Here is a 24,732-nt window from a genome sequence, read left to right as displayed (position 1 = left end):
GCCCTCCGACCCCGGCACCCCTGGAGGTGCACGGCGAGCCCGTCGACCCATTGACCCGGCATGGCCGTGAACCTACTCTGAACCTCGCACGTCAGAAAGCGCTTTCTACCCTCCATGTCCGGCCCCACCGCACCGGGAGCGCCCTCATGAGCAGCCGCCCGTTACGCGGGCTTCCCGCGTCCCCCGCTTCTCCCCCGGCGTCGATCGCCCTCATGGCCCTCGTCGCACTTCTGACGCTGATCATCGGCTCGGTCGCGGCCGCCTCGTTCCCCAGGCCTCCGGCCGAGCCGTTCCGCGTACTGGTCTACTCCGGAGGGACGCACGCGTCCCAGGACTCGGTCCGCGCAGGTGTCGACGCGGTGAGGAAGCTCGGGGCCGACAACGGGTTCGGGGTCGAGTCGACCGACGATCCGGATGTGTTCGACGACGCCGTGCTGGCCCGGTTCCACGCGGTCGTCTTCAACAACGCGGCGCCCGCGTCGGGGAAGGGCGAGGACCTCGACGAGGGCCATCGCGCCGCTCTGCAGGAGTACATCCGGGCGGGGGGCGGCTGGGTCGGCCTGCATGACGCCGCCGCCGGCACCGGCTGGGACTGGTACGAAGGGCTGGTCGGCGCGACCCTCGACCGGGGCACGCCGGTGCGGACCGGAAGGGTCGAGGTCCTCGACCACGCGCATCCCTCGACGGTGACTCTTCCCGACCTCTGGGAACGTACGGAGGAGTGGCACAACTGGCGCGCCGATCCGGCCGGCACGGTGCACACCCTCGCGGAGATCAGGGTGCGCGACGGCGTCACGGGCCTGGCCGATGGCGCGGACCACCCCTGGTCGTGGTGCCAGAACTACGACGGCGGGCGTTCGTGGTTCACCGCCGGCGGCCCCGCGCCCTCGGCCTTCCAGGAGGAGGCCTTTCTCGCCCATCTGCTGGGCGGCATCGAGTGGGCCGCTGGCGCGAAGCCCGGCGACTGCACGGCGACCCGCGCCGGTTCCTTCCAGCGGACCCCTCTCGCGACCGGCGGTCCGGCCGATCCGGTCGATGTGGCGGTCGCCCCCGACCGCCGGGTGTTCGTCGCCCAGCGCACCGGCGAACTCGAGGTCGTCGACCAGCGGACCATGAAGGTTTCCACCGCACTCGACCTGGCGTACTCCCCGGAGACGGCTGCCCGCTCGGACGGGCTGATCGGTCTCGCCCTGGATCCGGACTTCGCGGTGAACAACTGGCTCTACCTGCTGGGTTCAGATCCCGCGGGAAAGCGGTTGGCCCTCTCCCGTTTCACGGCCGACGGCTCCACGGTCGATCCCGCCTCGGAGAAGCGCCTGCTCGTTCTTCCGGGCCGGCGGTCCACGGACAGCGGGGCCCCCGCGTCATCCGGGTCGCTCGGGTTCGACCGGGACGGCCGCCTGTACGTGGCGACCGGCGACGTCAGCCTGCCTCTGGCGTCGGGGGCGCCGGATGATCTGCGGGGCGCGATCCTGCGCATCACCCCGCAGGACGACGGCACCTACACCGTGCCCCGGGGCAATCTCTTCGAGCCGGGTACAGCGGGCACCCGCCCGGAGATCTATGCGACGGGCATGCGGAATCCCTACGGCTTCACCGTGGACCCGGTCAGCGGTGATCTGCTGGCCGCCGATGCCGGCGCCGACGGCGCGGTGGGCTACTTCCGGATCACCGAAGCGGGGCAGGTGGGCCGGCCGTACTGCTCCGGAGGTACCGCCCGCGGAGCGGCGGACTGCTCCCCGCGGGGCACCGGCGCACCGCCGGACACCGTCCCGGGCGGCGGTGGCGCGTTGAGCGGCCCCGTCTACGCCTATGACCCGGAGAGTCTCTACCGCACCAAGTTCCCCGAGTACTTCGCCGGGAAGTGGCTGACGTACGACCCGGCCGGCCGGCGCTTCACCACGCACTCGTTCCAGCGCGGGGACCAGTCGTTCTCCGACCCGCGCTTCGGATCGGTCGAGGCCGGTGAACTCCATTCCGTCAACGGCGTGTTCGACGACATGGGGTGGAACCGTCCGTCGGCCGCCGTCTTCGGTCCGGACGGCGCCCTGTACGTCATCGACGCGGGGCTCGGCAGCGGCGGCGAGGGCGCGGGAGTCTACCGGATCGACCACGTCGGCGACGGTCGGCTGCCCGGTGCGGCCGTCAGTACCGACCGGGACAACGGCCCGGCCCCGCTGACCGTGACCTTCACGGGCGCGGGCTCCGGGCTCCCCGAAGGGGTGCCGGTCAGCTACGCCTGGGATTTCGACGGGGACGGCGGCACCGACTCGACGGTGGCGAACCCCTCGTACACCTACCGCGAGGCAGGGCGGTTCACGGCGCGCCTCACGGTGACCGGTCCCGAAGGTACGACAGCCATGACCGGCCAGGAGATCACCGTAGGCAACACCCGGCCCCGGATCACGGTCCACGAGCTACCGGACGGCGGCCTGTACCGCCCCGGCGGCACCGTGCCCCTCACGGTGGACGTGAGGGATGACGAGGACGGAACGAGACCGGTCGACTGCTCACGGATCCTCGTACGCTCGCAGGCCGGCCGCCCCGGCATGCTGCGCCCCCTCGTCGGCGCCCCGGGAGGTGGACGGCGGTGCCGGGGCTCCTTGGCCATGGCGGCCGGGGACGTGTCCCGGTCCGGCTCGCACCGGGTCACGGTGCAGTACACGGACAGGGGCGCGCCGAGCGCCCCGGAACTCACGGGCACGGCCTCACTCACCCTGCGTACGGCCTTCCAGGAGGCGGAGCAGTACACGTCGACCGGGGGCGCCCACGACGGAGCCGTGGCCGGGAGACGTACGGGGGCCTCGGGTGGCAGGGCGCTGACGGAGATCGAGGACGGGGACTGGATCGCCTTCGATCCCGTGAGCCTGCGGAACATCCGGTCCGTGACGGTCGGTGCGACGCCGTGCGGGACCGGCGGAACGGTCGAATTCCGGGCCGGGTCCCCTGACGGCCCCCTGCTCGGCTCGTTGACCGTCCCCGGCGCGGAGGACGGGGTGGCGGGAAGCGGGACGGCCGGGGGCGGGACCGTGTCACCGACGGCCGCGTTGAGGAGCCCTGACGGCAGCGTGGCGCTGTACGTGGTGTTCACCGACCCGGCGTGGAACACCGAGCAGCCGGACCTGTTCGCCGTGGACTGGCTGCGCTTCGACGGGCCGGGCGCCGGGAGAGCCGGAGCGGGGTGACGGCAGCCCGTGGCGCTCAGTGCGAGGTGAGGAACGTCCGGTACCGGGCGAGGGTGGCGTCAAGGGTGTCGGAGAGCCGGGTGGGCGCCTGCCGGTAGACCTTCTCGAGGGCGGATTCGCCACACAACTGCACCTGCTCGCGGACGCGTTCGCATTGGGCTGAGCGACGCCCCGAGGTCAGGGTTTCACGGCCTCCCGGCGCTCGATCTGTACGACGAACTCCCGGGCCAGCAGCTTGATGGTGTCGAGTCCGGCCCGGCCCCAGGCACGCGGCACGGTGTCCACGGCGCAGACGGTGCCGAGCGCGACGCCCGTACGGTCGATGAGCGGGGCGCCGAGGTAGGAGCGGATGCCTATGTCGTCGACCACCGGGTTGCCCGCGAACCGCGGGTAGTCGCAGACGTCCTCCAGCACCAGGGCCTTACGCCGCACGAGCACATGCGGGCAGTAACCGTGGTCCCGGGCCAGATACCGGCCGCCGCTTCCGGCCGCGGCAGCCGCACCCAGGTCCGCTCCGCCCCGGATACCGGCCGGGGTGTGCAGCCCCGCGAAGAACTGGCGGTTCTCGTCGATGAAGTTGACTATCGAGAACGGCGTCGCGGTGACCTCCGCCACCCGGTCGGCGAAGGCGTCGAAGCTGTCGAACGAGGCGTCGGCACGCTCCCCCAGGCCGAGTCTCCGCAGCCGTGCGCTCCTGCGCGACCCGTCCAGGTCGACGGGGGTGAGCAGCGGCCGGCCCGTCCCGTACGGGGTCACGGGCGGGCTCCGAAACCCGAGAGCGGCGCCGGCGCCGTGGCGTTGATGAGGTGCTGGACGAGCGTGACCAGCGCCCCGGTGCCCGAGCTGGCGATCCTGGCGTCGCAGAGGACGACCGGCACCGCCGGCCCCAGGTCGAGAGCCGCCCGCACCTCCTCCGGTTCGTAACGGTAGGCGCCGTCGAACTCGTTGACCGCGACGATGAATCCGATGCCGCGCCGCTCGAAGAAGTCGACGGCCGGGAAGCATTCGGCCAGCCGTCGCGTGTCGGCGAGCACGACCGCTCCGAGGGCGCCCTTGGACAGCTCGTCCCACATGAACCAGAAGCGCTCCTGCCCGGGAGTTCCGAAGAGGTAGAGCACGTGCTGCTCGGACAGCGTGATCCGGCCGAAGTCCATGGCCACGGTGGTCGCCGACTTGGATTCGATGCCTTCGAGGCTGTCGGTCGCCGCGCTGACCTGTGTCAGGAGCTCCTCGGTACTCAGCGGTGCGATCTCGCTGACGGCGCCGACGAACGTCGTTTTGCCGACGCCGAAACCACCCGCGACCAGGATCTTGAGGGCCACGGGGAAGTATTCGGAGCTTCCGGAGCTGTCAGAGCTGTCGTCGTAGACCATCGAGCACTGCCTCCAGCAGAGATCGGTCGGTTGGCATGTCATGGAACGCGGGGGCGTGCGCGGTGACCGCTCCGCAGTCGACCAGGTCGGACAGGAGGACCTTGGTGATGACGGCGGGCAGCCGCAGATGGGCGGCGATCTCCGCCACGGACGTGGGTCCGCCGCAGAGCTCCAGGGCCACGGCGTGTTCAGGGCCGAGGTGGACCTGGGGCACGCTCCCCGTGGCCATCACCAGGGAGAGCAGGTCGAGCACGGTGGTCGGCCTCGTCCGGCCGTTGCTCACGGTGTACGGGCGGATGAGCCGGCCTGCCGCATCGTCGAGCAACGGCCCGTCCTGCGGGGCCGGCATCCTCACAGCCCCGGGGTGAACGGCGCTCCGGCCGGCTGCCGGAGCGGCGTCATCAGGTAGGGGCGCACGCTCTTGACGAGCATGGCCATCTCGTACCCCAGTACGGCGGCATCCGCTTCGCGGCCGGCGAGGACGGCGAGACAGGTGCCAGAGCCGGCGGTGGAGACGAACAGGAGCGTCGAGTCGAGCTCGACCACGACCTGCCTCACGTCACCGTTGTCACCGAATCGCGCGCCGGCGCTCCGGCCGAGTGAGTACAGGCCGGCGGCCAGGGCGGCCATGTGATCGGCGCTGTCGGCGTCCATGCCGTGTACGGATTTCACCAGGCCGTCCGCCGAGAGGAGGACGGCGCTGCGCGTGTAGGGCACGCGTTGGACCAGGCCGCTCAACAGCCAGTCGAGGTCCGAGACCTGACCGGACGGCATTTCGCTCGTCATGGTGCATCTACTCCTTGAACATGTTCTCGGTTCGTGGATCCGGTTCGGGCGTCTGCGGTCCCCGGTGTCCCGGGTCCGTCCGCTCGGTACCGGCTGTCGCGGTGGTCGCGGGGCTGCGGAACGGCAGGGGGGCGAGGCCGTGGGAACGCTGTGCGCCGACGGTCACGGCGGGGCCGGGGGCGGCGGGCTCGGCGCCCGGCGCGCCGTATGCGTCCGGCGGTTCCGCCTCCTCGGCGGTCTGGGCCTCCGCGAGGTCGACCCCACGCCGGAAGGCCGCCATCAAGCCGGGGTCGTGCAGGGCGTTCCCGTCCTCGGCGCGCGGCACCGGGGCCTCCCTGAGCTGCGGAACCAGATGCTCCTGGTTGCTGCGCCTGGGGAGCTGGGGGCGGTCCGGGGCGGCCGCGGGCGCCGCGGGCGCCGGGGGCGCCTCGGCGGGGGCGCCGGTGTCCGTGGCGGTCCGGACGAATGCGACGGACCCGGCGGACGGGGCGGGTCGGACCGAGGGGGCGGGCACGGCGGACGGGGCGGGTCCGACCGAGGAGGCAGTCACAGCCGACGGGGCGGGCACGGCCGCGGGGGTCGGCCCTGCCGGCGGCTCGGGCTCGGCGGACGGCGGCGCGGGCTCGGCGGACGGCGGGGCGGGCTCGGCGGTCCCGGCGGGCCGGACTCCCGACGGGGACGCCGCGAGGTTCGGGCGGTCCACCCGCTCGGCACGCAGCGGCAGTGGCGGCCCATCCCCCTGGGCCCGGTCCAGCCGCAGTGAGGGCTGGACCGCCGCCTGCGGTGGGACTACGGGCGACGAGTCGCGGGTTCCGGACGGCGGGGCCGTCGTCGCCCCGGCCGGCGTCGTGGCATCGATGTCGATGCCCAGGAGGATCTCGGGCAGCACGAGAATCGCCTGCGTGCCCCCGTAGATGTTGCTCTGCAGCCGTACGGCGATGCCGTGCCTCCGGGCCAGGGAGGCGACGACGAACAGTCCGATCCGCCCGTCCTGCAGTAGATGGGCGACGTTGACCTGGTCGGGGTCGGCGAGCAGGGTGTTCATCCGCTTCTGCTCGGGACCGGGCATGCCGAGTCCCCGGTCCTCCACCTCCAGGGCCAGCCCGGCGGTGACGCGCTGGGCACGCAGCAGGACCTGGGTGTGCGGGGCGGAGAACACCGTCGCGTTCTCGACGAGTTCGGCGAGGAGGTGGATGACGTCGGCCACCGCGTGTCCGCGCAGGGTGCCGTCGATCGGCGGGACCAGCTTGACCCGTGGGTACTGCTCGACCTCGGCGATCGCCGAGCGCAGGACTTCGGTCATGGTCACGGGATTGCTCCACTGCCGCCGTGAGACCGCGCCACCGAGCACGGCGAGATTCTCGGCGTGCCTGCGGATGCGCGTGGCGAGGTGGTCCACGTGGAAGAGCCCCTTGAGCAGGTCGGGGTCCTCGACCTCGTGCTCCAGCTCGTCGAGGATCTGGATCTCCCGGTGCACGAGGGACTGCAGCCGCCGGGCGAGGTTGACGAAGACCTCGACCTTCTGTTCGTTCCCGTTGCTGCGGAACAGCTGCGAGGCCTGGACGACGGCCGCCACCGCCTGGTCCTGCGAGCGGCCCATCTCCTGGGCGAGGAGATCGAAGGCGTCGGCGTCCTCCTCGGCGGCCGGTGTCGGCCGGCGGGCGGGCAGGGGTTCACCGTCGCGGAGCTGTTCCACGACGCGCTGGAGCTCGGCCTGGTGCTGGGCGCCGGTGCGCCGGAGCGCCAGAGCGCGGTCGAGCACCCCGGTGGCGACACGTCCGGAACCGAGGAAGGCCGCGGCCACTGCCGCCACGGCGAGCGCCCCGGATCCTCCGAGCGCCGCCAGGAGGCTGCCGGAGGGGCGCACCCCGGAGGCCCGGATGGTGAAGATGACGGCCGCCGCTCCGCTGAGCACGGCGGCCACGGTCGGCAGGAGGGCGGTACGCAGCAGCTGCGGTCGCAGCCGGCTGTCGGGAACGGGCTGCGCGGCTCTCGGCCGGCTCGCGGCCGAGTGCGAACGGCCACCCGGACGGCCGTGCCGTCCACCTTCGCGGCGTTCCGGTCGCGCGTTGGGTGCGCGAAGTTGAGACATCATCGTCCTCGGTACGTGGGGCACCAGGAATCGGCATTCGTGTGGTGACACCTACGGTGGTCGGTCAGGCCCGGGTCAACGGCTGGGGCAGGCTCGACCGATATGAGCCCACCGTTGATCACCGGCCACACACGGTAGTCGTCAATCGCCCGTGCTCGACGTGCAGTTGTCGAAGTTGCCCGCCAGGCGTCCCGCTCTGGTATGAGGCCTCGCACGGGCAACCGAATCCGTCCACCGTCGACTCCGCACGGGTGGCCGCGCATCAGCCATGTGTGCGAACGCGCGGGGCGGGTGCACCGAGGGTCCCCGTACGCGTACGAAGGAGCGGTGAGCCCCGGACGTTCCGGGGCTCACCGCTCCTTCGTACGCGTACCGGCGAAGGGCGCGGGCGGGTGACCCGCCCCCGCCCGCCGTCGGGTCACTGCTCGCTGTGCACGATCTGGATCAGGTTGCCGCAGGTGTCGTCCAGAACCGCCGTGGTGACCGGGCCCATCTCCAGCGGGTCCTGGGTGAAGCGCACGCCGAGCCCGCACAGCCGGTCGAACTCCGCGCGCACGTCGTCCACGGCGAAGGAGGTGGCCGGGATCCCGTCCTTCACCAGCGCGTCCTTGTACGGCTTCGCCGCGGGGTGGCCGTCGGGCTCCAGCAGCAGTTCGGTCCCGTCGGGGTCCTCCGGCGAGACGACGGTCAGCCATCGGTCCGCCCCGAGCGGGACGTCGGCCTTCTTCACGAAGCCCAGCACATCCGTGTAGAAGCGCAGGGCCTTTTCCTGGTCATCGACGAAGACGCTGGACAGATGGATCTTCATGCGGAGCTCTCCGGCGTGTCGGGCCTGAGCCACCGGGTCACGATGTGCTCAAGGGGTTCGGTGTTCAGGTCGTGGAACTTGTAGCGGCCCTGGCGGCGCACAAGGACCAGTCCCGCGGATTCCAGCACGGACAGATGCTGGCTGACCGCCTGGCGGGACAGCCCGAGACCGTGCTCGGTCACCAGTCGCGCGCAGATCTCGAACAGGGTCTGGCCGTCGCGTTCCACCAGCTCGTCGAGAATGCGCCGACGGGTGGGGTCGGCCAGGGCCTTGAAGACATCCTCCGCCATGACCACCACCATAGGCAAGTATCGACTTGCCTATCAAGCCGGGTTTCCGGCGCGCGCTCATGCCGCGGCACATCACCTCGGGCGGGCGGGCTGGAGCCCCGCGTACACACCGTCCGTGCTCAGCAGCTCCTCATGCGTCCCCACCTCGGCGATCCTGCCGCCCTCCATGGCCACGATGCGGTCGGCACCCTGGATGGTGGAGAGCCGGTGGGCGACGACGAAGACGGTCCGGCCGTCCACAAGCCTGGCGAGCGCCTCCTGCACGAGGGCTTCGGAACGGTTGTCGAGCGCCGAGGTCGCCTCGTCGAGCACCAGAACCCTCGGATCGCGGATCAGCGCCCGGGCGATGGCGAGCCGCTGCTTCTGACCACCCGACAGCTGTGCGCCGCGCTCCCCGATGACCGTGTCCAGGCCGCGCGGCAGGCCGTTCACGAATTCCAGCGCGTTGGCGTCCCGGAGGGCGCGCATCAGCATCTCCTCGTCCGTGTCCCCCATGCCGTACGTGACGTTGTCGCGGATGCTGCCCTCGAAGAGGATCGACTCCTGGGGCACCACCGAAAGGAACCGCCGGTAGGTCCGGAGATCGAGTCCGGCCATGTCGGTCCCGTCCAGCAGGATGCGGCCCGAGGTGGGCCTGATGAACCCGATGAGCAGGTTGAGCACCGTGGACTTGCCCGCACCCGAGGCCCCGACGAGCGCGATGGTCTCGCCCGGCCGTGCGGAGAGGGTGAACCCGTCGACCGCCGGCTCCCCGTCCTCGTAGGCGAACCCGACGTCCTCGAAGTCGATGCGGCCGACGACGCCCTCGACCCGCGCCTTGCCGGCGTTGTTCTCCAGGTCGGGCGCCTGCAGCACCTCGCCTGCCGAACGCACCGACTCCAGGCCCTTGGTGAGGACCGGAGCCAGGCCCAGCAAGGTCGTCACGGAGCCGGTCAGCACGGTGAAGAAGGCGCTGAGCATCACCACGTCGCCGGCGGTGACGGGCATCCAGCCGTGGTAGGCGACCAGGGCCGAGCCCGAAAGACACAGGACACCGAGCGTGTTGAGGATGACCCAGGCCAGCGATCCGAAACGGCCGTTGATCATGTCCAGGCGCAGCCCGGCCGCGAACACCTGGCGCAGCGACCCGTCGACCCGGCCGAGCGCGGTCCGCTCCAGCCCGTGGGCGCGGGTGATGGGGATCAGGGTGGTCATCTCCCCGACACGGGAGGAGAGGTGTTCGACCTCGCGGCGGAAGGACTCGTTGTGGCTGCGCAGCCGGCTGCGCAGCTTCATCACCAGGAAGCCGGCCGCGGGGACCACGACGAGGAAGAGGGGCAGGAACTCGGGCACCCGTACGCCGATGACGACGAGTCCGCCGATCAGCGTGACGACGGCGCCGAGGCCCATGTCGGAGCTCTGCTGGACCATCTGCTCCACGGCTTCGACGTCGCGGACGACCTTGGCCTGGAGGACGCTCGAACTGACCCGCGCGTGATAGCCGACGGAGAGCTGTTGCATACGGCGGCAGAGCGCCGAGCGCAAGGTCGTGCCCATGCGTCGGATGCTGCCTCCGAGCAACCGCACGTACCACTGGTGGAGCGGGTAGTTGATCACGAGGATGAACAGCAGGACTCCGGTGGACTTCCAGATCCCTGATTCGGGACCGTGCTGGACGACCACGTCGAGGACGGTCGCGGTGATCAGTGGCAGCAGCCAGATGGGACTGTGCTTCACGACGAAGATGGCGACCGCGAGGACCAGTTTGCCGCGGTCGGGGCGGAAGAGATGGCCGAGGGTGCGGACCGGGTTCTCTCCGCGGTAGCGGTGATCAAGGTGGTCGAAGGACGCCAGGGGTTCGACGGAGAGCGATGAAAGCGCTTTCTTCATGCAATCATCCCACCCGCTCCGGCCGCTGCCGACAACCCCCGTTCCACGGGAAGAGACAGAGGGCCGCGGAGTGACCGGCGGGAATCTTTCGGGGTCACCCTGCGTACCCGCTCGCCGACCGGGTACCGGGCGGAGATGTTCAGATATAGGCGTGTACGAGTTGTGACGGTGCTGCTCATCGGCTGGTCGGTGCTGACCGGCGTGGAGCGTTGGGCGGAGCGGGCACCGTGGCCGAGCGCCGTGCTGAGCGGCCTCATGTGGGCGTGCGTGGTGGCCGGCGTCTGGTGGTTCGCCGAGTGGACCCAGTCGCCGCTGCGCACCGCACGCCAGGCGGCCGAGGCACGCGAGCGGGCGGCAGCGCACAGTCCGGAGAACGAGGCCCCGCACGAACCGGACACGGACACCGGCGCAGACGGTGGACAGGTGGTGGCCGGTCGGCCGGACTCCTCTGCTCCGTCACGACGCTGACCCCCTGTCGGGCCCGCGCGGCGACAGACGGGAACCGCCCGTGCGCACCATGGAGGTGCGCACGGGCGGTTGCCGTCTGCGGGGGCCGTACGGGCGTGGTCACACCCCCCGAGGGCCGTCGCCCGCGGCCGTGGTCTCGGCCAGCTTCTGGAACTCGCCCAGGTCGTAGTTGGCCAGGGCCGAGTCCAGGTTGGTCAGGGCGCCCAAGTGCTCGACGAACCCGTTGGGGTCGTACTCGATCTGAAGGGCGACCCGGCTGGAGGTTTCGTCGAGCCGGTGGAAGGTGACCACGCCCGCGTGGTGCACGCCCTCGATCGTCTTCCAGGCGATCCGGTCCTGCGGGACGACCTCGGTGAGCTCCGCGACGAAGCTCTTGTCGGCGCCCGGCAGGGACAACTGCCAGGAGAACCGACGCTCGTCCATCGGATCCACGCGTCGCACGTGGCTCAGGAACTTCGGCCACTGCGTCACATCGCTCCACAGAGCCCAGGTGACGCTGACCGGTGCCTTGATGTCGACGGTTTCCACGAGGGAGGAGGACATGGAGGAACAGCTCCTTCTTTTGCTCGGTTGTCCCGTGCGCTGCCGACTACCCGATGGCGGGCAGCGCACGCATGCACCTCCGCCTTCCCGGCCGGAGCGGCCCTACTCACGAGACCTCGATCGCGTCGCGCCAGGCGGCACTCTCCACGTAGTGGTTGTCGAAGCGCTCGGCCGACTCGGCCATCTCCTTCGGGTCCGCCTCCCCCCGCATGACCCTGCCGAGCAGACGCAGGTACGCGAAGCGGTCCATGTGCCGGTCGAACACGAACAGGACGTCCGCGGTGAAGCCGGGGGCGGCGGCGAACGCGTGCGGGGTGTGGGGCGGTACGGACAGGAAGTCTCCTTCCCGCAGGACGGTCACCTCCTCGCCGACGAGCACGCGCAGGGCCCCGCCGAGCACGAAGAACAGTTCCGTCGCCTTGGTGTGGAAGTGGGCCGGTGCCCCCACAGCGCCCTCCGCGAAGGTGGACCGGTAGCTCGTGAAGCCCCCGTCCGTGTGGCGGCCCTCGCCGAGCAGCCGCATCGTGCTGCTCGGGTCGACGCAGGTCTCGGCGTCGGCGTGGCGGGTGAGCACCGGGGGAAGGGTGGTCCTGTTCTCGGTCATGAGCACGACTGTATGACCGCACAGGCCCAGCGCCGAGAGCCATTTGGACACGAGGAACATGGGCCAATCCACGCATCCTCGGCCCGCTCGGCCGGGCCCGCCGGCCGCGCGGCGCGTGCCGGCCGGGGCCCCGCTCCGGCGCACTCCGCCCGCCTCGTGACGTCCGCGCGAGCGCCGTTACCGTCGCGGTCCTCGCCTCCTGGAGTAGGACGGTTCGCCGCCGGCTTTCCCGGTGCCCGTCGCCACCGCGCGACCGGTACGCAGGGAGGGTGCTCGTGAGCAGCTACGACCAGATGGTCCTTCCCGACGGCCCGGTGCTGTTCCTGAGACTCGGAGGAGCCGGCACCGAGATCCCCGGGCGGACATACCGGGGAGTACCACGGGTCCCCCGGCCACACGCATCTGCCCAACGACGACCCGGCCACCCTGTTCGACGGCACCACCGACCAGTACGTCGAAGTCCCGGACAGCGACGTACTGTCCGTCTCCACCACGTGAGCACTGACCGTCGAGGCCTGGCTGCGCCCGGACGTACTGTTGTTCCCCCGCACCGAAGGGCCCGGCTACGTTGGTTACGCCTTCAATCCCCGGGCGGGCCGGGCGCGGGCTCGTACTTCCAGGACCCGCTCCGGCCCGGGGAGTGAATCCATTACGCCCTCGCCGTCACCACCCCGGACGGCCCTGCCGAGCCTCCGGGGTACACCCGGATCTACCGGGACGGGCGGCTGCGGGATCAGGACGCGCTGGCCGCCACATCGTCCCGGGCAACACCACCTCTCCCCTGCGCATCGGGAGTGCGGCCCTGCGCTCCTTCTTCCTCGGCGGTGTCGGCGAAGTCGCCGTCCACCCGAGGGAGATGTCCGGGGAACGCCTCGCGGAGCACCATGCGGCCATGACGGCCGGCCGACCGCCGGCGGAGGCGAGCGAGTGCGGTCCGGAAGCGGGCGTGTTTCAGTGGACCGGTGAATCGCAGCAGGTGCGGGAACGTCCTCCGGAAGAAGGGCCCGTCATGAGGATCGCGGTGATCGGCGGTACGGGGCTGATCGGATCGAAGGTCGTCAGGAAGCTGAACGCCGACGGGCACGAGGCGGTGCCGCACTCGAAGTCCACGGGCGTGGACGTCGTCACCGGAGAGGGCCTGGAGAAGGCGTTGTCCGGCGCCGACGTCGTCGTCAACCTGACCAACTCCCCGACCTTCGACGAAGCCGCGCCGGCCTTCTTCCGGCAGTCGATGGACAACCTGCTGAACGCCGGGCAGAAGGCCGCGGTGCGCCACTTCGTCGTACTGTCCATCGTCGGCGTGGACCAGGTACCCGAACTGGACTACTACCGTGCGAAGGCTCTCCAGGAGGAGGTCCTCGCAGCGGGACCGATCCCGTACTCCATCGTCCGCGCCACGCAGTTCATGGAGTTCATCGACGCCGTCATGAGCTGGACCGCCGACAGTGACACCGTCCGGCTGCCCGCGACCCCGATCCAGCCGATCGCCGCCCAGGACGTCGCCGACGCGGTCGCCGACGTCGCCGTGGGCGCTCCCCTGCAGGGCATCCACAACATCGCCGGCCCCGAGGTCTTCCGTCTCGACGAGCTCGGGAGGATCACTCTCGCGGCCGGTTCGGACAGCCGTACGGTCATCACTGACGACACCGCCGGCATGTTCGGCGTGATTCACGGAGACGTCCTCACAGGCAAGGACGACGCCACGCTCGCTCCCACCCGGTACACGGACTGGCTGGCGGCACGCTGAGGAGAGACGTACGTCACATCCTGCGTCCTGTCACACTTCGGGGGTCTTCCCGGTCAGCTGTGTGTATCCGCAACACGGCTAGGAGACCATCGTGGAATCACGTCTCAACTACTTCGGCCACCCCCTCGCGGGCAAGGTGCTGAAGCACATCAACTCGGCCAACAAGACGGTGGCGGACTCACCGCTGCCTCCCACGGTCCAGGAGCTGGTGAAGATCCGCGCCAGTCAGATCAACGGCTGCGGCTTCTGCACCGACATGCACACCAAGGACGCCGCGCACGCCGGGGAGACCGTGCAGCGTCTCCATCTGGTCGCCGCCTGGCGGGAGGCCGAGGTCTTCACCGAGGCCGAGCGCGCGGCCCTGGAACTCGCGGAGCAGGGCACCCGCATCGCCGACGCGGCAGGCGGCGTCACCGACGAGGCCTGGGCGGACGCCGCCAAGCACTTCGACGAGGACCAGCTGATCGCCTTGATCTCCCTCATCGCCGTCATCAACGCCTACAACCGCATCAACGTCATCAACCAGCAGCCCGCCGGCGACTACCAGCCCGGCCAGTTCGGCTGACCTGCCCCGGTCCGTACGGTCCTGTCCCCCCGCCGGCCACCCCGGCGCGGGGACGGCCCCGCCGTCAGGATCAGCGTCTGCCGGCCGGAGTACGCTCGGCTCATGGTGAGGAGCACGGCGGAAGACGTCGACGGGTACCTGGCCGAGGTCCCGGAGGAGCGCAGGGACGCCCTGGGCAGGCTGCGGCAGTTGTGCGGTGCGGAGCTCGAAGGATTCGACGAGGTCATGGCGTACGGCATGCCCGCGTACGAGCGGGGCGGCACCGCGGAGATCGCCTTCGCCAGTCAGAAGCAGTACATCTCCCTCTACCTCATGCGGAGCGACGTCAGGGAGGCGTTCGAGGGGCGGCTGGCCGGGCAGGACATGGGCAAGGGCTGTCTGAGGTACCGCAGGCCCGGAAGCATCGACTTCGACCTGGTGCGCGACCTGCTCAGGGCCACTGCGGCGGCTCCCCCGGGTCCGGTCTGCTGAAGACCATGGCCCGGCCCGGCGACTTGTGGCACGGCGCGGCAGAGTTGGAGGATTCCCATGCGCTCGGCGGATGACCCGGACTCCCTTGACCTCGACCGTGCGACGAGGGAGTTCACAGGAGCACGTCCTCAGCTCTTCGGCATCGCGTACCGCGTCCTCGGCAGTGCCGCGGAGGCCGAGGACATCGTCCAGGAGGCATGGCTGCGGTGGCAGAAGGCCGACCGCACCGAGATCCGCGAACCGGCGGCCTTCCTCGCGACGGTCACCGCCCGTCTGGCGATCAACCTCGCCCGGTCCGCCAGGGTCCGCCGTGAGTCCTACACCGGGCCCTGGCTGCCCGAGCCGGTCGACACGAGTGCGGATCCGCAGCTGGGCGCGGAGCGGGCCGAGGCGCTCGACCTGGCCGTTCTGTTCCTCCTGGAGAAGCTGAACCCCGTCGAGCGGGCCGCTTACGTCCTGAGGGAAGCCTTCGACTATCCGTACAGACGCATCGCGGACATCCTGGAGACGAGTGAGGCCAATACGCGCCAGTTGGTGAGCCGCGCACGGAAGCACCTGTCGGCGGAACGCAGGGAGCCGGTCGGTTGCGACGAGCACCGGCGGCTGCTGAAGGTCTTCCTGGCCGCGGCGCGGACGGGCAGCCTGTCGGTGCTCGAGGACGTGCTCACGGCGGACGTCGTCAGCTACTCCGACGGAGGAGGAGTGCGCGGGGCCTCCAGGATCCCGGTCATCGGGCGCACGCACGTCTCCAAGTACCTTGCCGCCTTCGCCCCGCGTTTCTGGCCCGAGGCGGACACCCGCTGGGTCGAGGCGAACGGCAGGCCGGCCGTCCTTGTCTCGGCCGGCGGTGAAGCGGTGGCACTCCTGTCCGTCGACGTGTCGGCGCGGGGCATCGAACACATCATGTGGGTGATGAACCCCGCCAAGCTGTCTCCGTACGTGGACTCCCTGGACAGCTGAGCCGGGGGTTTCGGCAAGGGCGGCGGTCAGCCGCAGCCACAGTGCGGGCCCGCCGGGCGGGAGGGAGAAGTCCCAACGGCCGTCGCCGGCGGTGGCAGGGCGTTCCCCCAGTCCTCTCCCCGGTTCGGTTCGGTGACGAACAGACAGTCGAGGTGGACGTAGTCGTCGCCTGCCAGGTGGAGAACTCCCTGGAGCAGGTTGCGTAACCGATCAGTCAGCCTCCGTGGTCGGCCACGAGGCACCACGCTCTCGGATGTGCCGAGAACAGCACGGGCTTCAGGTGGGTCGCGAGATCGGAGGGCACGGGTCCGGCCCGCTCGAAGGCGGCGTGTGCGGCGCACAGGTGAGCTATCGCCGGCAGGTCGGCCGCGGTGGCCGGGCGAATCACGCCGTCCGGCCGCGCGGTCTCGTTCAGCATGCGCAGGCGATGCCCGAGCGCGGGGCGGTCAGATCGTCGACCGGACGCTGCTCGGAGCCGGCGGCGGAGTCGTAGGCGAATCCCTCACGTGCCCAGTACTCGAAGCCGCCGAGCATTTCCTTGACCTGGTAGCCGAGGCGGGCGAAGACCAGCGCCGCGCGGGTCGCGCCGTTGCAGCCGGGGCCCCAGCAGTAGGTGACCACGGTCCGGGCCGGGTCGACCAGCTCCGGTGCCAGGTCCGCGATCCGTGCGGTGGGAATGTGGAGGGCGCCGGGGATGTGGCCCTGGTCCCAGGCGGCGTCGCTGCGGGTGTCGACCACCACGACGCCGGACGCGCCGGATGTCAGATCGGCGTGGACGTCGGAGACATCCGCCTCGAAGGCGAGGCGGGCGGCGTAGTGGGCAGCGCTGTCGGCGGGGGCGGCGGCGGGCACGCTCAGGACGGCGCTGGTGAGCTCGGTGGAAGCGGTGGCGGACATGGGGTGCCTCTTGTTCTTGCTGGTCAGGACGAGGGACGGTGGGCCGTGCCGGGTTTCCCCGGCCGGCGATGGCTCCATCCTCTGATCCCTGGGCCCGCCCTACGAGTGGCGTACACGCCTCCGGTCATCAATATTCCGCCAGCCGTGCCGGTCGTACGGGGTGACCGGCGTGCGGGCTCGGGACTCGGGTGAACGTCTTGCGGTAGGCCGTCGGCGTCGTGCGCATCTGACGGGTGAAGTGGTGCCGGTACGTCCCGGTGCTGTCGAAGCCGACCGCGGCGGCGACCTCGTCCACGGTGCCCTCACCGGACTCGAGCAGCGGCAGGCTGGCAGCTACCCGCTGGGCGATGACCCAGCGCATGGGGCTCACGCCGTTGCGGCGGGTGAAGTGCCTCGAGTACGAGCGTTCCGACATGCACGCGGCCCGTGCCAGGGCGGACACGGACAGGGGTGTGTGCAGGTGGCGCAGCGCCCAGTCCATGCTCCGCGTGACGCCGTCGTCCTCGGTGCCGATCTCTCCCACCGCCGCCTCGATGAACTGAGCCTGACCGCCCTCGCGGTGCGGCGGAACGACGAAACGGCGCGCCACCGTGTTGGCCACGGCCGCACCGTGATCGGCCCGGACCAGATAGAGGCACAGGTCGATTCCGGCCGCGCTGCCCGCGCTGGTGAGGACGTCACCGTTGTCGACGTACAGCACGTCGGGGTCGACCTCGATCCCGGGATGCCGTTCGGCGAGCGCGCGGGCGTAACGCCAGTGGGTGGCGGCGCGCCGACCCTCCAGCAGGCCGGACGCGGCCAGCGCAAACGCCCCCGAGCAGATAGATACCAGGCGCGCCCCCCTGGCATGGGCCCGCAGCAGCGCTTCCACGAGGGCGGGCGAAACCTCCGCCCCGGCGTCGGCCACTCCCGGCACGATCACCGTGTCCGCCGTGGTCAGCGCATCGAGCCCGTGCTCGGCGCGCAGCGTGAACCCGCCGACCGCCCGCAGGTCCCGGCCGGGTTCCTCGGCGCATACCCGCAGCTCGTACCAGGGCAGGTCGCCCAGCTCGGGCCGGGGCAGGCCGAAGACCTCCACCACCACGCCCAGCTCGAAGGGCGCCATTCCTTCGAAGGCCAGTACAGCCACCACGTGCGCTTGCGCCATGGCTGGATCTTAACAATCACCAAGATCCAGCCATGATGGGCGCCTGCCACGCGCAAGCCGAAGGCAGCGCGGGCCCGAGCTCACGCTCCCCAGCCGCCTCCGACCGCCTGCTCGACGGGTACGAGTCACGCAGCGCCTTGCGCAGGCCGGGCACGACGCCGTCGTACCGCGCGGCAAGCGCTTCGAACGCCTGCTCCCGGTGAGCCTTGTTGCGCACGAACGAGAGCCAGCCCTTCCGCTTCTCGGGCAGATCGCTCCACACCTCGGCGAGGAACGGATCGCTTTGCGGCCGGGCGCCGTCCTGTGCGACCTTCCCTCTCTCGGCGCGACGCGCTTCCCCGGCCTCTCCGGCCCTGATGTCCTCAGACGACGGGTCGCCGACGACCTCGCTGGTGGCCGTGCGGATCGCATGGGCATACCGCCGGGCGACCGCCGCCACGTCGGTGAACTCCGTGAGGTCGGCGCCGGCGAGGAGGGCGGCACCGATGTGCTTGTCCAGCACCCGCACGCCCGAGGCGGTGGCGGCGGCGTGCAGCCGCACCTCGAGGTCGTCCGCCGGACGGCCGAGGCGGTCGCCGATGGTGCCGCACATCTGGCGCTCCACCTGGTCGCAGGCCATCAACCACGCCGTACGGAGCGCCGGCTCGGTGTCGGCGAGCCGGATCATCTTCATCGCGAGCATCTCGTCGGCCAGGTCGACGGGCGGCGCCCCATGGCGGAGCCCGACCAGTTCGGCGGCGAGGTGGTCCTCGATGGAGCTCTGCCGGGGCCAGCTGCGCAGCACGGTCATCAAGGTGACGACGCCCTGCGTGACGATCGGTTCGGCGCAGCTCTCCTTGCTGCGGAAGTCGCTGCTCGCCCATCCCCCCTGAGCCGCGCTTCGTCGTCGTCCATGGCGCGGTGTCACCCTTTCCACTCGCGCCTCCCCACGACACTGTGTCACTTAGACCGTGTCCTACATGGTCAGTTTGAGGAATCGTTTGTAGCAGCAGAGAGCTGCTGCCAGTCCGAGAAAGGCCAGGTAGTTGCCTGGTTTCCGTTCGTAGCGGTGGTTGAGTCGGCGGTAGCCGGTCAGCCAGGACATCGTGCGTTCGATGACCCACCTGCGCCGGCCGAGCCGCTCGCTGGAGTCGATGCCTTTGCGTGCGATGCGGACCCCGATGTGCTTGCCCCAGAGCCATCGCCGCAGGTGGGGGATGTCGTACGCCTTGTCTGCGTGAAGCCGGCGGGGCTTGGATTCCGTCGCGTGGGATTCGTGTCCCATGTGGAAATGGGACAGCATCGGCTTCAGGGCCTGGCTGTCGTGGGTGTTGGCCGCGGAGAGTCCGACGCGTAGGGGCAGTCCGTCCGCGTCGGACAGGACGTGCATCTTGGAACCTGGCTTGCCCCGGTCCACGGGGCTCGGACCTGCAAGTTCGCCCCTTTTTTAGCGCGGATATGTGCGGAGTCCAGGACCGCCCGGGACAGGTCGATCAGGTTCTGTTCGTCCAGGAGCTGGAGAATTTTCTGATGCAGCCGGCCCCACACCCCGGCTCTCGACCAGATGACGAAGCGACGGTGCACCGTCGACTTCGACGCCCCGAAGCACGGGGGCAAGGCTCGCCAAGCGCACCCGCTGACCAGCACGTAGATGATCGCCGCGAAGACTGCCTCGTCATCGATGTTCGCGACCCCGCCGCCCTGCGGGCGAACTCGGGCCGGCGGCAGCAACGGCCCCGCTATCTCCCAGAGTCCGTCCGGAACGATCCATCCCCACCGTCCACTCCCCATACCCAGCACAACTGCCAACTGACCATGTAGGACACGGTCTTAGTGACAATCGGCAAGGATGGAGAGGCATCGGCCAGTGACGACGCGGCTGCCGCTCAGGGCGCCCCCTTCACCACACCCTTCGCGTCGAATGCCGTTCCGCTCCCGGACCCGAGGCCCAGCCACAGCTCGGTGAAGCGATCGAGCAGCCCCGCCGCTCGGGTCACATCGTCCGTCAGCGGCCGGTCGGCCAGTTCCGCCTCCAGGACCGAGTCCGCCAGCTCGAAGGCGCGCCCGACGGGCAGCCCGGGGTCGAGCCGCATGTCGCGCTGCCGCAACGCACGCACGGCCGCGACGAGTTCACAGCCCACGACGAGCCGGTACGCCTCGCACGCCCGCAGCGTCTGGCGCGCCGCCAGCGAGGCGAAGCTGGCCTGTTCCTCGACGCCCCGCGAGAGCACCGCGTGACCGAGCGACGCGGGCGCGGAGAAGGCCCGCAGGTCGCCGAGCGCCGCCCCGGCCGCGTATTCGAGGATCATCACGCCGGAGGAGGCCGGCTCGCCGTCCGCGAGGAACGGTCGCAGACGGGTGAAGCCCGGTTCGTTGAGCGTGGAGAGGCGTGAGGTCGACAGGCGCGCCACCTGTGACACAGCCAGCCTGAAATGGTCCAGCGACAGGGCGAGTTGAGCGAGGTAGAAGCCGCCATGATGGTAGGCCGCCATGTCGTCCGCCGAGATCAGCGGATTCTCGGCCGCCGCGTTGATCTCGACCGTGAGGACGTCTTCGAGCGCGTCCGCCGCGTCGTGCGCGGGCCCGTGGATCTGCGGCACGCAACGGAAGCCGTACGGGTCCTGGATCCGGCCGAGCGGTGGTGTGGGGCGGTCGGGCGCGCCGAGCAGCAGTCGCATGCGTTCCGCGACGGCGTACGAACCGGCGTGCCGCCGCGCCTCGTGCACGGGCAGTGCGTACGCCTCGTACGAACCGTCGGTCGCCATCAGGGACAGCGCCGCCACCACCTGTGTGGCCGCGATCAGGCCACGCAGCTCGTGCACCGCGAGCGCCGACTGGCCGAGGGTGAGGGCGTTGCTGCTGATCAGGGCGAGGGCGTCGTTGTTGTCGAGGGGCTGCGGGCCGGGGGCCGCCCCCGGTCCCCGCCAGGGGTGTTCGCCCGCCAGCGCGAGGCCCATCTGCGCGAGCGCGGCGATGTCGCCGGTGCCTACCGAGCCGAATTCGTTGACCTTCGGGTAGGCACCCGTCTCCAGCGCCTCGCAGAGGGCCGTGACGACGGTGGGGCGCAGGCCGGCGCCTCCCGCGAGCAGTTGATTGGCGCGGACCGCCAGCATGGCGCGGACCTGCCGCGCCGGGAGCTCGTCGCCGATCGCCCCGGCATGGCTGCGCAGCAGCCGGAGGCCGTGGTCGGCTGCGGCGTCCGTCGGCACGGACTCATTCCGGTTAGCGCCCACACCGGTGGAGCGACCGTAGACACGACCCCACGACGCGATCTCCCGTGCGGCGACCCAGGACGCCTCGACGCGCTTCATCCCGTCTGCTGCAGGAACGGGCTTCGCCGCGGATTCGGCCATGCGTACGACATCTGCGACCATCAGTCCGCGGCCGTCGAGGACGACGACCGCACCGCTGTCGTCGGCCGCGCCGTTCACCATACGAGACGACATCACTCGTAATTCCTCCTCAATCGGGCGCCCCGTCTTGCCTTACGGCCACTCGTAACCAGGGATTTACGCCTGAGCGGCGACCAGCTATTGACAACCTATTCAGTCACCGAGAACTCTGCATGATGATATGCAGCCGGGCAAGGGACTCCTCATGATCCAATTCGACAAGGTCCACAAGCGCTTCCCGAACGGCACAACCGCGGTGCACGACCTCACCCTTGAGATGCCGGAAGGGGGCGTGACCGTCCTCGTCGGATCTTCCGGTTGCGGCAAGACGACGACGCTCCGCATGATCAACCGGATGGTCGATCCGACCTCCGGGACGATCCGGGTCAACGGCAAGGACGTCCTGGAGCAGGACGCCGCCGAGCTTCGCCGCTCCATCGGCTACGTCATCCAGCAGTCCGGGCTCTTCCCGCACCGCACCGTCCTCGACAACATCGCGACCGTGCCGCTGCTGCTCGGCTGGGGCCGCAGGAAGGCGCGGACGCGGGCGGCGGAACTCCTGGACACGGTCGGCCTGTCCACCGACGCGGGGAAGCGCTACCCGCACCAGCTCTCCGGCGGCCAGCAGCAGAGGGTCGGCGTGGCCCGCGCGCTCGCCGCGGACCCGCCGGTGCTCCTGATGGACGAGCCGTTCGGTGCTGTCGACCCCGTGGTCCGCACCCAGCTCCAGGACGAACTCCTGCGGCTTCAGAGAGAGTTGAACAAGACCATCGTCTTCGTCACGCACGACATCGACGAGGCCGTCCGGCTCGGCGACCGCATAGCCGTCTTCCGGACCGGCGGCCACCTCGTCCAGTGCGCGAGCCCCGCCGAGCTCCTGGCCCGGCCCTCGGACGAGTTCGTCGCGGACTTCCTGGGCGCGGAGCGAGGGCTGAAGCTGCTGTCCCTGTCGACGCTCGCGCAGGTTCCCCAGGGGCCCGCGCCCCTGGACTCCCGCTGGCAGCTGACCCTCGACCCCGCCCGGAAGCCGCTGGCCTGGCGCGACAGCGAGACACATGCGGAGACCCCGGTGCGGCCCCTGCGGGACACGGACTCGCTCCTCTCGGCTCTCAACGAGTCGATCGCCGCGCCGAGCGGCCTGGTCGCCCGGGTCGACGCGGAGGGCGTCCTCACCGGCGTGACGTCCCGCGGGGACATCCACGACCACGCGGGGCACGTGCACAGCGAGGCAAGCACGGTGGTCGCATGACCTTCGACTGGTCGTGGACAGCCGACCACACCGGTGACCTCACCACCCTGGCCCTCTCCCACCTCCAGGCCGCCCTCACCGCCGTACTCCTCGGCCTGATCGTCTCGCTCCCCCTGGCTGTGGTCGCGCACCGGGTACGCAGACTGCGCGGGCTCCTCCTCGGCCTGTCGAACGTCCTGTTCACCATCCCCTCCATCGCCGTCTTCGTGCTCCTCCTGCCGGTCAGCGGTCTCACCCGCACCACCACCGTCATCGGCCTGACGATCTACACACTCGTCGTGCTCCTGCGGAACACGGTCGAAGGCCTGGACTCCGTCCCCGCCAGGACGAAGGAAGCCGCGAAGGCCATGGGCTCCCGGCCGCTGCGCACCCTGCTCACGGTCGAACTGCCCCTCGCCCTCCCGGTGATCATGGCGGGGGTGCGGATCGCGACGGTGATGGCCATCTCCCTCGTCTCCGTGGCCACGTACATCGGCGACGGCGGACTCGGTCAGCTCTTCACGGACGGGTTCCAGCGCAACTTCCCCACCCCCGTGATCGTCGGCGTCGTCCTGACCCTGCTCCTCGCGCTCGTCGCGGACGCGCTTCTCGTCGCCCTTCAGTACGTCCTGACCCCCTGGACCCGCCGGCAGAAGCAGAGGGCCTGACCCGTGTACGAACTCTTCAAGAACCTCGGCGCCTGGCTCGTCAGCGGCGAACAGTGGGCCGGGGCGGACGGCATCGGCCACCGCCTCGCCGAGCACCTCCAGTACTCGCTGCTCGCCACCCTCGTCGCCGCCGCCATCGCACTGCCGATCGGCCTGCTCATCGGTCACACCGGGCGCGGCGCGTTCGTCGCCATCAACCTCTCCAGCTTCGGCCGGGCGCTGCCCACCGTCGGCCTGGTCGTGCTGGTCTTCCTCGCCAGCGGCCTGTCGATGTGGCCCGTCTACATCGCGCTGGTGGCGCTCGCCGTGCCTTCCATCGTCACCAACACGTACGCGGGCATGACCGCCGTCGATCCCGAGGTGCGGGACGCGGCGCGCGGGCAGGGCATGCGCCGGCACCAGGTCCTCCTCCAGGTCGAACTGCCCCTCGCGCTCCCACTGATCATGACCGGGCTCCGGCTCGCGCTCATCCAGGTCGTCGCTACGGCCACCATCGCCGCGTACGTCTCCTTCGGCGGGCTCGGCCGGTACGTCTTCGACGGGCTCGCCCAGCGCGACCTCGTGCAGGTGCTCGGGGGCGCCGTGCTCGTGGCGGTCGTCGCCGTCGTACTCGATCTCATGCTCTCCGCGCTCCAGCGCACCCTATTCCGTAATCGCCCCGCCAAGTCGGCCCAGGAGCAAGCACGATGAACCGCAGAACTCTCCTCGGCGGGCTCTTCGCCGCCGCCTCCGTCCCCGCGCTCGCCTCCTGCAGCAGCGGCATCACCTCTCTCGACGGGCAGGGATCCGGCGGAGGAGGCGGAGGCTCCAGCGAGGGCGGCGTCACCATCGGCACCGCCAACTTCACCGAGAACCAGGTCCTGGGTCATCTCTACGCGGCGGCGCTCGAGGCAGCCGGCGTGAAGACCACGGTCCGCCCCAACCTCGGCACCCGCGAGATCCTCATACCCGCCCTCGAGGGCGGTGACATCGACCTCCTGCCCGAGTACCAGGGCGCCCTGCTGCACTACCTCGACGCCGAGGCGAAGGCCACGGAGGAGGGCGAGATGCAGAACGCCCTCGCCATGGCCCTGCCGCGCGGCCTCCAGATCCTTCCCTACGGCATGGCGGAGGACTCCGACGCCTTCGTCGTCACCCGGGAGACCGCCGAGAGGTACGGCCTCAAGTCCCTCGCCGACCTCGCCGGGCACAACGGCAAGCTCGTCATCGGCGCGGCGCCCGAGGTCAAGAAGCGCACGGTGGGCGCGGTGGGCCTCAAGGACGTGTACGGCGTGGAGTTCAAGGAGTTCAAGTCCCTCGACTCCTCGGGGCCGCTGGTCAAGGGCGCCCTGAGGAAGGGCGACGTCGACGTGGCGAACCTCTTCACCACGGACACCGACATCGCCGCCGAGCACTGGGTCGTCCTCACAGACCCGAAGAACCTGGTCCCCGGCCAGCACGTCGTCCCGCTCATCGCCGACCGCAAGGCCGACTCGACGGTCCGCAAGGCGCTCGCCCGGCTCGGCGGCGCGCTGACGACCGAGGACCTCACCGAGCTCAACCGTCTGGTGGACAAGGACAAGAAGGACCCCGAGGACGTCGCGCACGACTGGGCGGCAGAGCACGGGATCAAGAAGAAGTAGCCGCCGGACCGAGCGGCAGGACACACCACCGAGAGGCC

At 70.5% G+C, this 24,732-nt stretch carries 26 protein-coding genes; 10 read left to right on the top strand and 16 right to left on the bottom strand.

Annotated features, from left to right (window positions below; translation table 11 throughout):
- Positions 1-146 precede the first annotated feature (146 nt).
- Positions 147-3,185, top strand: coding sequence for a ThuA domain-containing protein (locus OG379_RS34220; protein ID WP_405667007.1), 3,039 nt, complete (start codon positions 147-149; stop codon positions 3,183-3,185).
- Between the two features lie 177 nt (positions 3,186-3,362).
- On the opposite strand, the gene OG379_RS34215 is transcribed toward OG379_RS34220, so the two are convergent.
- The 8 genes from OG379_RS34215 to OG379_RS34180 all read right to left on the bottom strand — a co-directional run bounded on the left by OG379_RS34215 (position 3,363) and on the right by OG379_RS34180 (position 10,403).
- Positions 3,363-3,941 carry a GAF domain-containing protein gene (locus OG379_RS34215; RefSeq protein ID WP_405667006.1) on the bottom strand — a complete coding sequence of 193 codons (579 nt, stop codon included), beginning with the start codon at positions 3,939-3,941 and terminating at the stop codon, positions 3,363-3,365.
- Positions 3,938-4,558, bottom strand: a complete 621-nt coding sequence (locus OG379_RS34210; RefSeq protein ID WP_393767422.1) for an ATP/GTP-binding protein — start codon at positions 4,556-4,558, stop codon at positions 3,938-3,940. Before OG379_RS34210 ends, OG379_RS34215 begins: the two co-directional genes overlap by 4 nt.
- Positions 4,536-4,907, bottom strand: coding sequence for a DUF742 domain-containing protein (locus tag OG379_RS34205; protein WP_393767424.1), 372 nt, complete (start codon positions 4,905-4,907; stop codon positions 4,536-4,538). The genes OG379_RS34210 and OG379_RS34205 overlap by 23 nt, the downstream gene beginning before the upstream one ends.
- Before the next feature lie 2 nt (positions 4,908-4,909).
- On the bottom strand, positions 4,910-5,344 hold the full coding sequence (locus tag OG379_RS34200) for a roadblock/LC7 domain-containing protein (protein WP_014152748.1): 435 nt from the start codon (positions 5,342-5,344) through the stop codon (positions 4,910-4,912).
- Between the two features lie 7 nt (positions 5,345-5,351).
- Positions 5,352-7,436, bottom strand: coding sequence for an ATP-binding protein (locus OG379_RS34195; RefSeq protein WP_405667005.1), 2,085 nt, complete (start codon positions 7,434-7,436; stop codon positions 5,352-5,354).
- A gap of 418 nt (positions 7,437-7,854) precedes the next feature.
- Positions 7,855-8,244 carry a VOC family protein gene (locus OG379_RS34190; RefSeq protein WP_405667004.1) on the bottom strand — a complete coding sequence of 130 codons (390 nt, stop codon included), beginning with the start codon at positions 8,242-8,244 and terminating at the stop codon, positions 7,855-7,857.
- Positions 8,241-8,534 carry an ArsR/SmtB family transcription factor gene (locus OG379_RS34185; RefSeq protein WP_405667003.1) on the bottom strand — a complete coding sequence of 98 codons (294 nt, stop codon included), beginning with the start codon at positions 8,532-8,534 and terminating at the stop codon, positions 8,241-8,243. Before OG379_RS34185 ends, OG379_RS34190 begins: the two co-directional genes overlap by 4 nt.
- 72 nt (positions 8,535-8,606) lie before the next feature.
- On the bottom strand, positions 8,607-10,403 hold the full coding sequence (locus OG379_RS34180) for an ABC transporter ATP-binding protein (protein WP_405667001.1): 1,797 nt from the start codon (positions 10,401-10,403) through the stop codon (positions 8,607-8,609).
- Positions 10,404-10,565: 162 nt separating this feature from the next.
- Here OG379_RS34180 and OG379_RS34175 point away from each other — a divergent pair, with 162 nt between their 5' ends.
- Positions 10,566-10,871, top strand: a complete 306-nt coding sequence (locus OG379_RS34175) for a hypothetical protein (RefSeq protein WP_405666999.1) — start codon at positions 10,566-10,568, stop codon at positions 10,869-10,871.
- A gap of 99 nt (positions 10,872-10,970) precedes the next feature.
- Here OG379_RS34175 and OG379_RS34170 read toward each other — a convergent pair whose 3' ends face one another.
- Positions 10,971-11,414: an SRPBCC family protein gene (locus OG379_RS34170; RefSeq protein ID WP_393766630.1), complete on the bottom strand. Its 444-nt coding sequence runs from the start codon at positions 11,412-11,414 to the stop codon at positions 10,971-10,973.
- A gap of 106 nt (positions 11,415-11,520) precedes the next feature.
- Positions 11,521-12,018 carry a cupin domain-containing protein gene (locus OG379_RS34165; protein WP_405666997.1) on the bottom strand — a complete coding sequence of 166 codons (498 nt, stop codon included), beginning with the start codon at positions 12,016-12,018 and terminating at the stop codon, positions 11,521-11,523.
- Positions 12,019-13,027: 1,009 nt separating this feature from the next.
- Between OG379_RS34165 and OG379_RS34160 the strand changes: the two genes are divergently transcribed.
- The 4 genes from OG379_RS34160 (at position 13,028) to OG379_RS34145 (ending at position 15,761) form a co-directional block, all read left to right on the top strand.
- The gene (locus OG379_RS34160) at positions 13,028-13,765 is read left to right on the top strand and encodes an SDR family oxidoreductase (RefSeq protein ID WP_405666995.1); all 738 of its coding nucleotides are present in this window, start codon (positions 13,028-13,030) and stop codon (positions 13,763-13,765) included.
- 91 nt (positions 13,766-13,856) lie between these two features.
- Positions 13,857-14,330 carry a carboxymuconolactone decarboxylase family protein gene (locus tag OG379_RS34155; protein ID WP_405666993.1) on the top strand — a complete coding sequence of 158 codons (474 nt, stop codon included), beginning with the start codon at positions 13,857-13,859 and terminating at the stop codon, positions 14,328-14,330.
- Positions 14,331-14,432: 102 nt separating this feature from the next.
- On the top strand, positions 14,433-14,801 hold the full coding sequence (locus OG379_RS34150; protein ID WP_405666992.1) for an iron chaperone: 369 nt from the start codon (positions 14,433-14,435) through the stop codon (positions 14,799-14,801).
- 57 nt (positions 14,802-14,858) lie between these two features.
- A complete protein-coding gene (locus tag OG379_RS34145) occupies positions 14,859-15,761 on the top strand; it encodes an RNA polymerase sigma-70 factor (RefSeq protein WP_405666990.1) in 903 nt (300 codons plus the stop codon).
- Between the two features lie 214 nt (positions 15,762-15,975).
- On the opposite strand, the gene OG379_RS34140 is transcribed toward OG379_RS34145, so the two are convergent.
- From OG379_RS34140 to OG379_RS34115, 6 genes are all read right to left on the bottom strand, one after another.
- On the bottom strand, positions 15,976-16,179 hold the full coding sequence (locus tag OG379_RS34140; protein ID WP_405666988.1) for a hypothetical protein: 204 nt from the start codon (positions 16,177-16,179) through the stop codon (positions 15,976-15,978).
- Positions 16,173-16,658, bottom strand: coding sequence for a rhodanese-like domain-containing protein (locus tag OG379_RS34135; RefSeq protein WP_405666986.1), 486 nt, complete (start codon positions 16,656-16,658; stop codon positions 16,173-16,175). The genes OG379_RS34140 and OG379_RS34135 overlap by 7 nt, the downstream gene beginning before the upstream one ends.
- A gap of 127 nt (positions 16,659-16,785) precedes the next feature.
- On the bottom strand, positions 16,786-17,805 hold the full coding sequence (locus tag OG379_RS34130; protein ID WP_405666984.1) for a helix-turn-helix domain-containing protein: 1,020 nt from the start codon (positions 17,803-17,805) through the stop codon (positions 16,786-16,788).
- Positions 17,806-17,821: 16 nt separating this feature from the next.
- Positions 17,822-18,721, bottom strand: a complete 900-nt coding sequence (locus OG379_RS34125; RefSeq protein ID WP_405666982.1) for a hypothetical protein — start codon at positions 18,719-18,721, stop codon at positions 17,822-17,824.
- 39 nt (positions 18,722-18,760) lie between these two features.
- Positions 18,761-19,575 (bottom strand): IS5 family transposase gene (locus OG379_RS34120; RefSeq protein WP_331734941.1). Its coding sequence is split into 2 segments (ribosomal slippage): positions 18,761-19,227 and positions 19,227-19,575, totalling 816 coding nucleotides; the frame shifts between segments, so codons are not numbered across the junction.
- 95 nt (positions 19,576-19,670) lie between these two features.
- Positions 19,671-21,230 (bottom strand): aromatic amino acid ammonia-lyase, encoded by a 1,560-nt coding sequence (locus OG379_RS34115; RefSeq protein ID WP_405666980.1) that lies wholly within the window; start codon positions 21,228-21,230, stop codon positions 19,671-19,673.
- A 127-nt stretch (positions 21,231-21,357) separates the two neighbouring features.
- Here OG379_RS34115 and OG379_RS34110 point away from each other — a divergent pair, with 127 nt between their 5' ends.
- Genes OG379_RS34110 through OG379_RS34095 form a run of 4 tightly spaced genes read left to right on the top strand, consistent with a single transcriptional unit; the run spans position 21,358 to position 24,694 of the window.
- Positions 21,358-22,425 (top strand): ABC transporter ATP-binding protein, encoded by a 1,068-nt coding sequence (locus OG379_RS34110; RefSeq protein ID WP_405666978.1) that lies wholly within the window; start codon positions 21,358-21,360, stop codon positions 22,423-22,425.
- Entirely contained in the window at positions 22,422-23,072 is a 651-nt protein-coding gene (locus tag OG379_RS34105; protein WP_362940351.1) for an ABC transporter permease, read from the top strand. The genes OG379_RS34110 and OG379_RS34105 overlap by 4 nt, the downstream gene beginning before the upstream one ends.
- Positions 23,073-23,075: 3 nt before the next feature.
- Complete coding sequence (locus OG379_RS34100) at positions 23,076-23,762, top strand: ABC transporter permease (protein WP_405666977.1); 687 nt, start codon at positions 23,076-23,078, stop codon at positions 23,760-23,762.
- Positions 23,759-24,694 carry an ABC transporter substrate-binding protein gene (locus OG379_RS34095; RefSeq protein WP_405666975.1) on the top strand — a complete coding sequence of 312 codons (936 nt, stop codon included), beginning with the start codon at positions 23,759-23,761 and terminating at the stop codon, positions 24,692-24,694. Before OG379_RS34100 ends, OG379_RS34095 begins: the two co-directional genes overlap by 4 nt.
- Positions 24,695-24,732 lie beyond the last annotated feature (38 nt).

Origin of the sequence: Streptomyces sp. NBC_01166, assembly GCF_045039765.1 — a bacterium.
Taxonomy (GTDB): domain Bacteria; phylum Actinomycetota; class Actinomycetes; order Streptomycetales; family Streptomycetaceae; genus Streptomyces.
The sequence above is the reverse complement of the archived record's forward strand: the minus strand, read 5'-3'. Positions and strand labels throughout refer to the sequence as shown.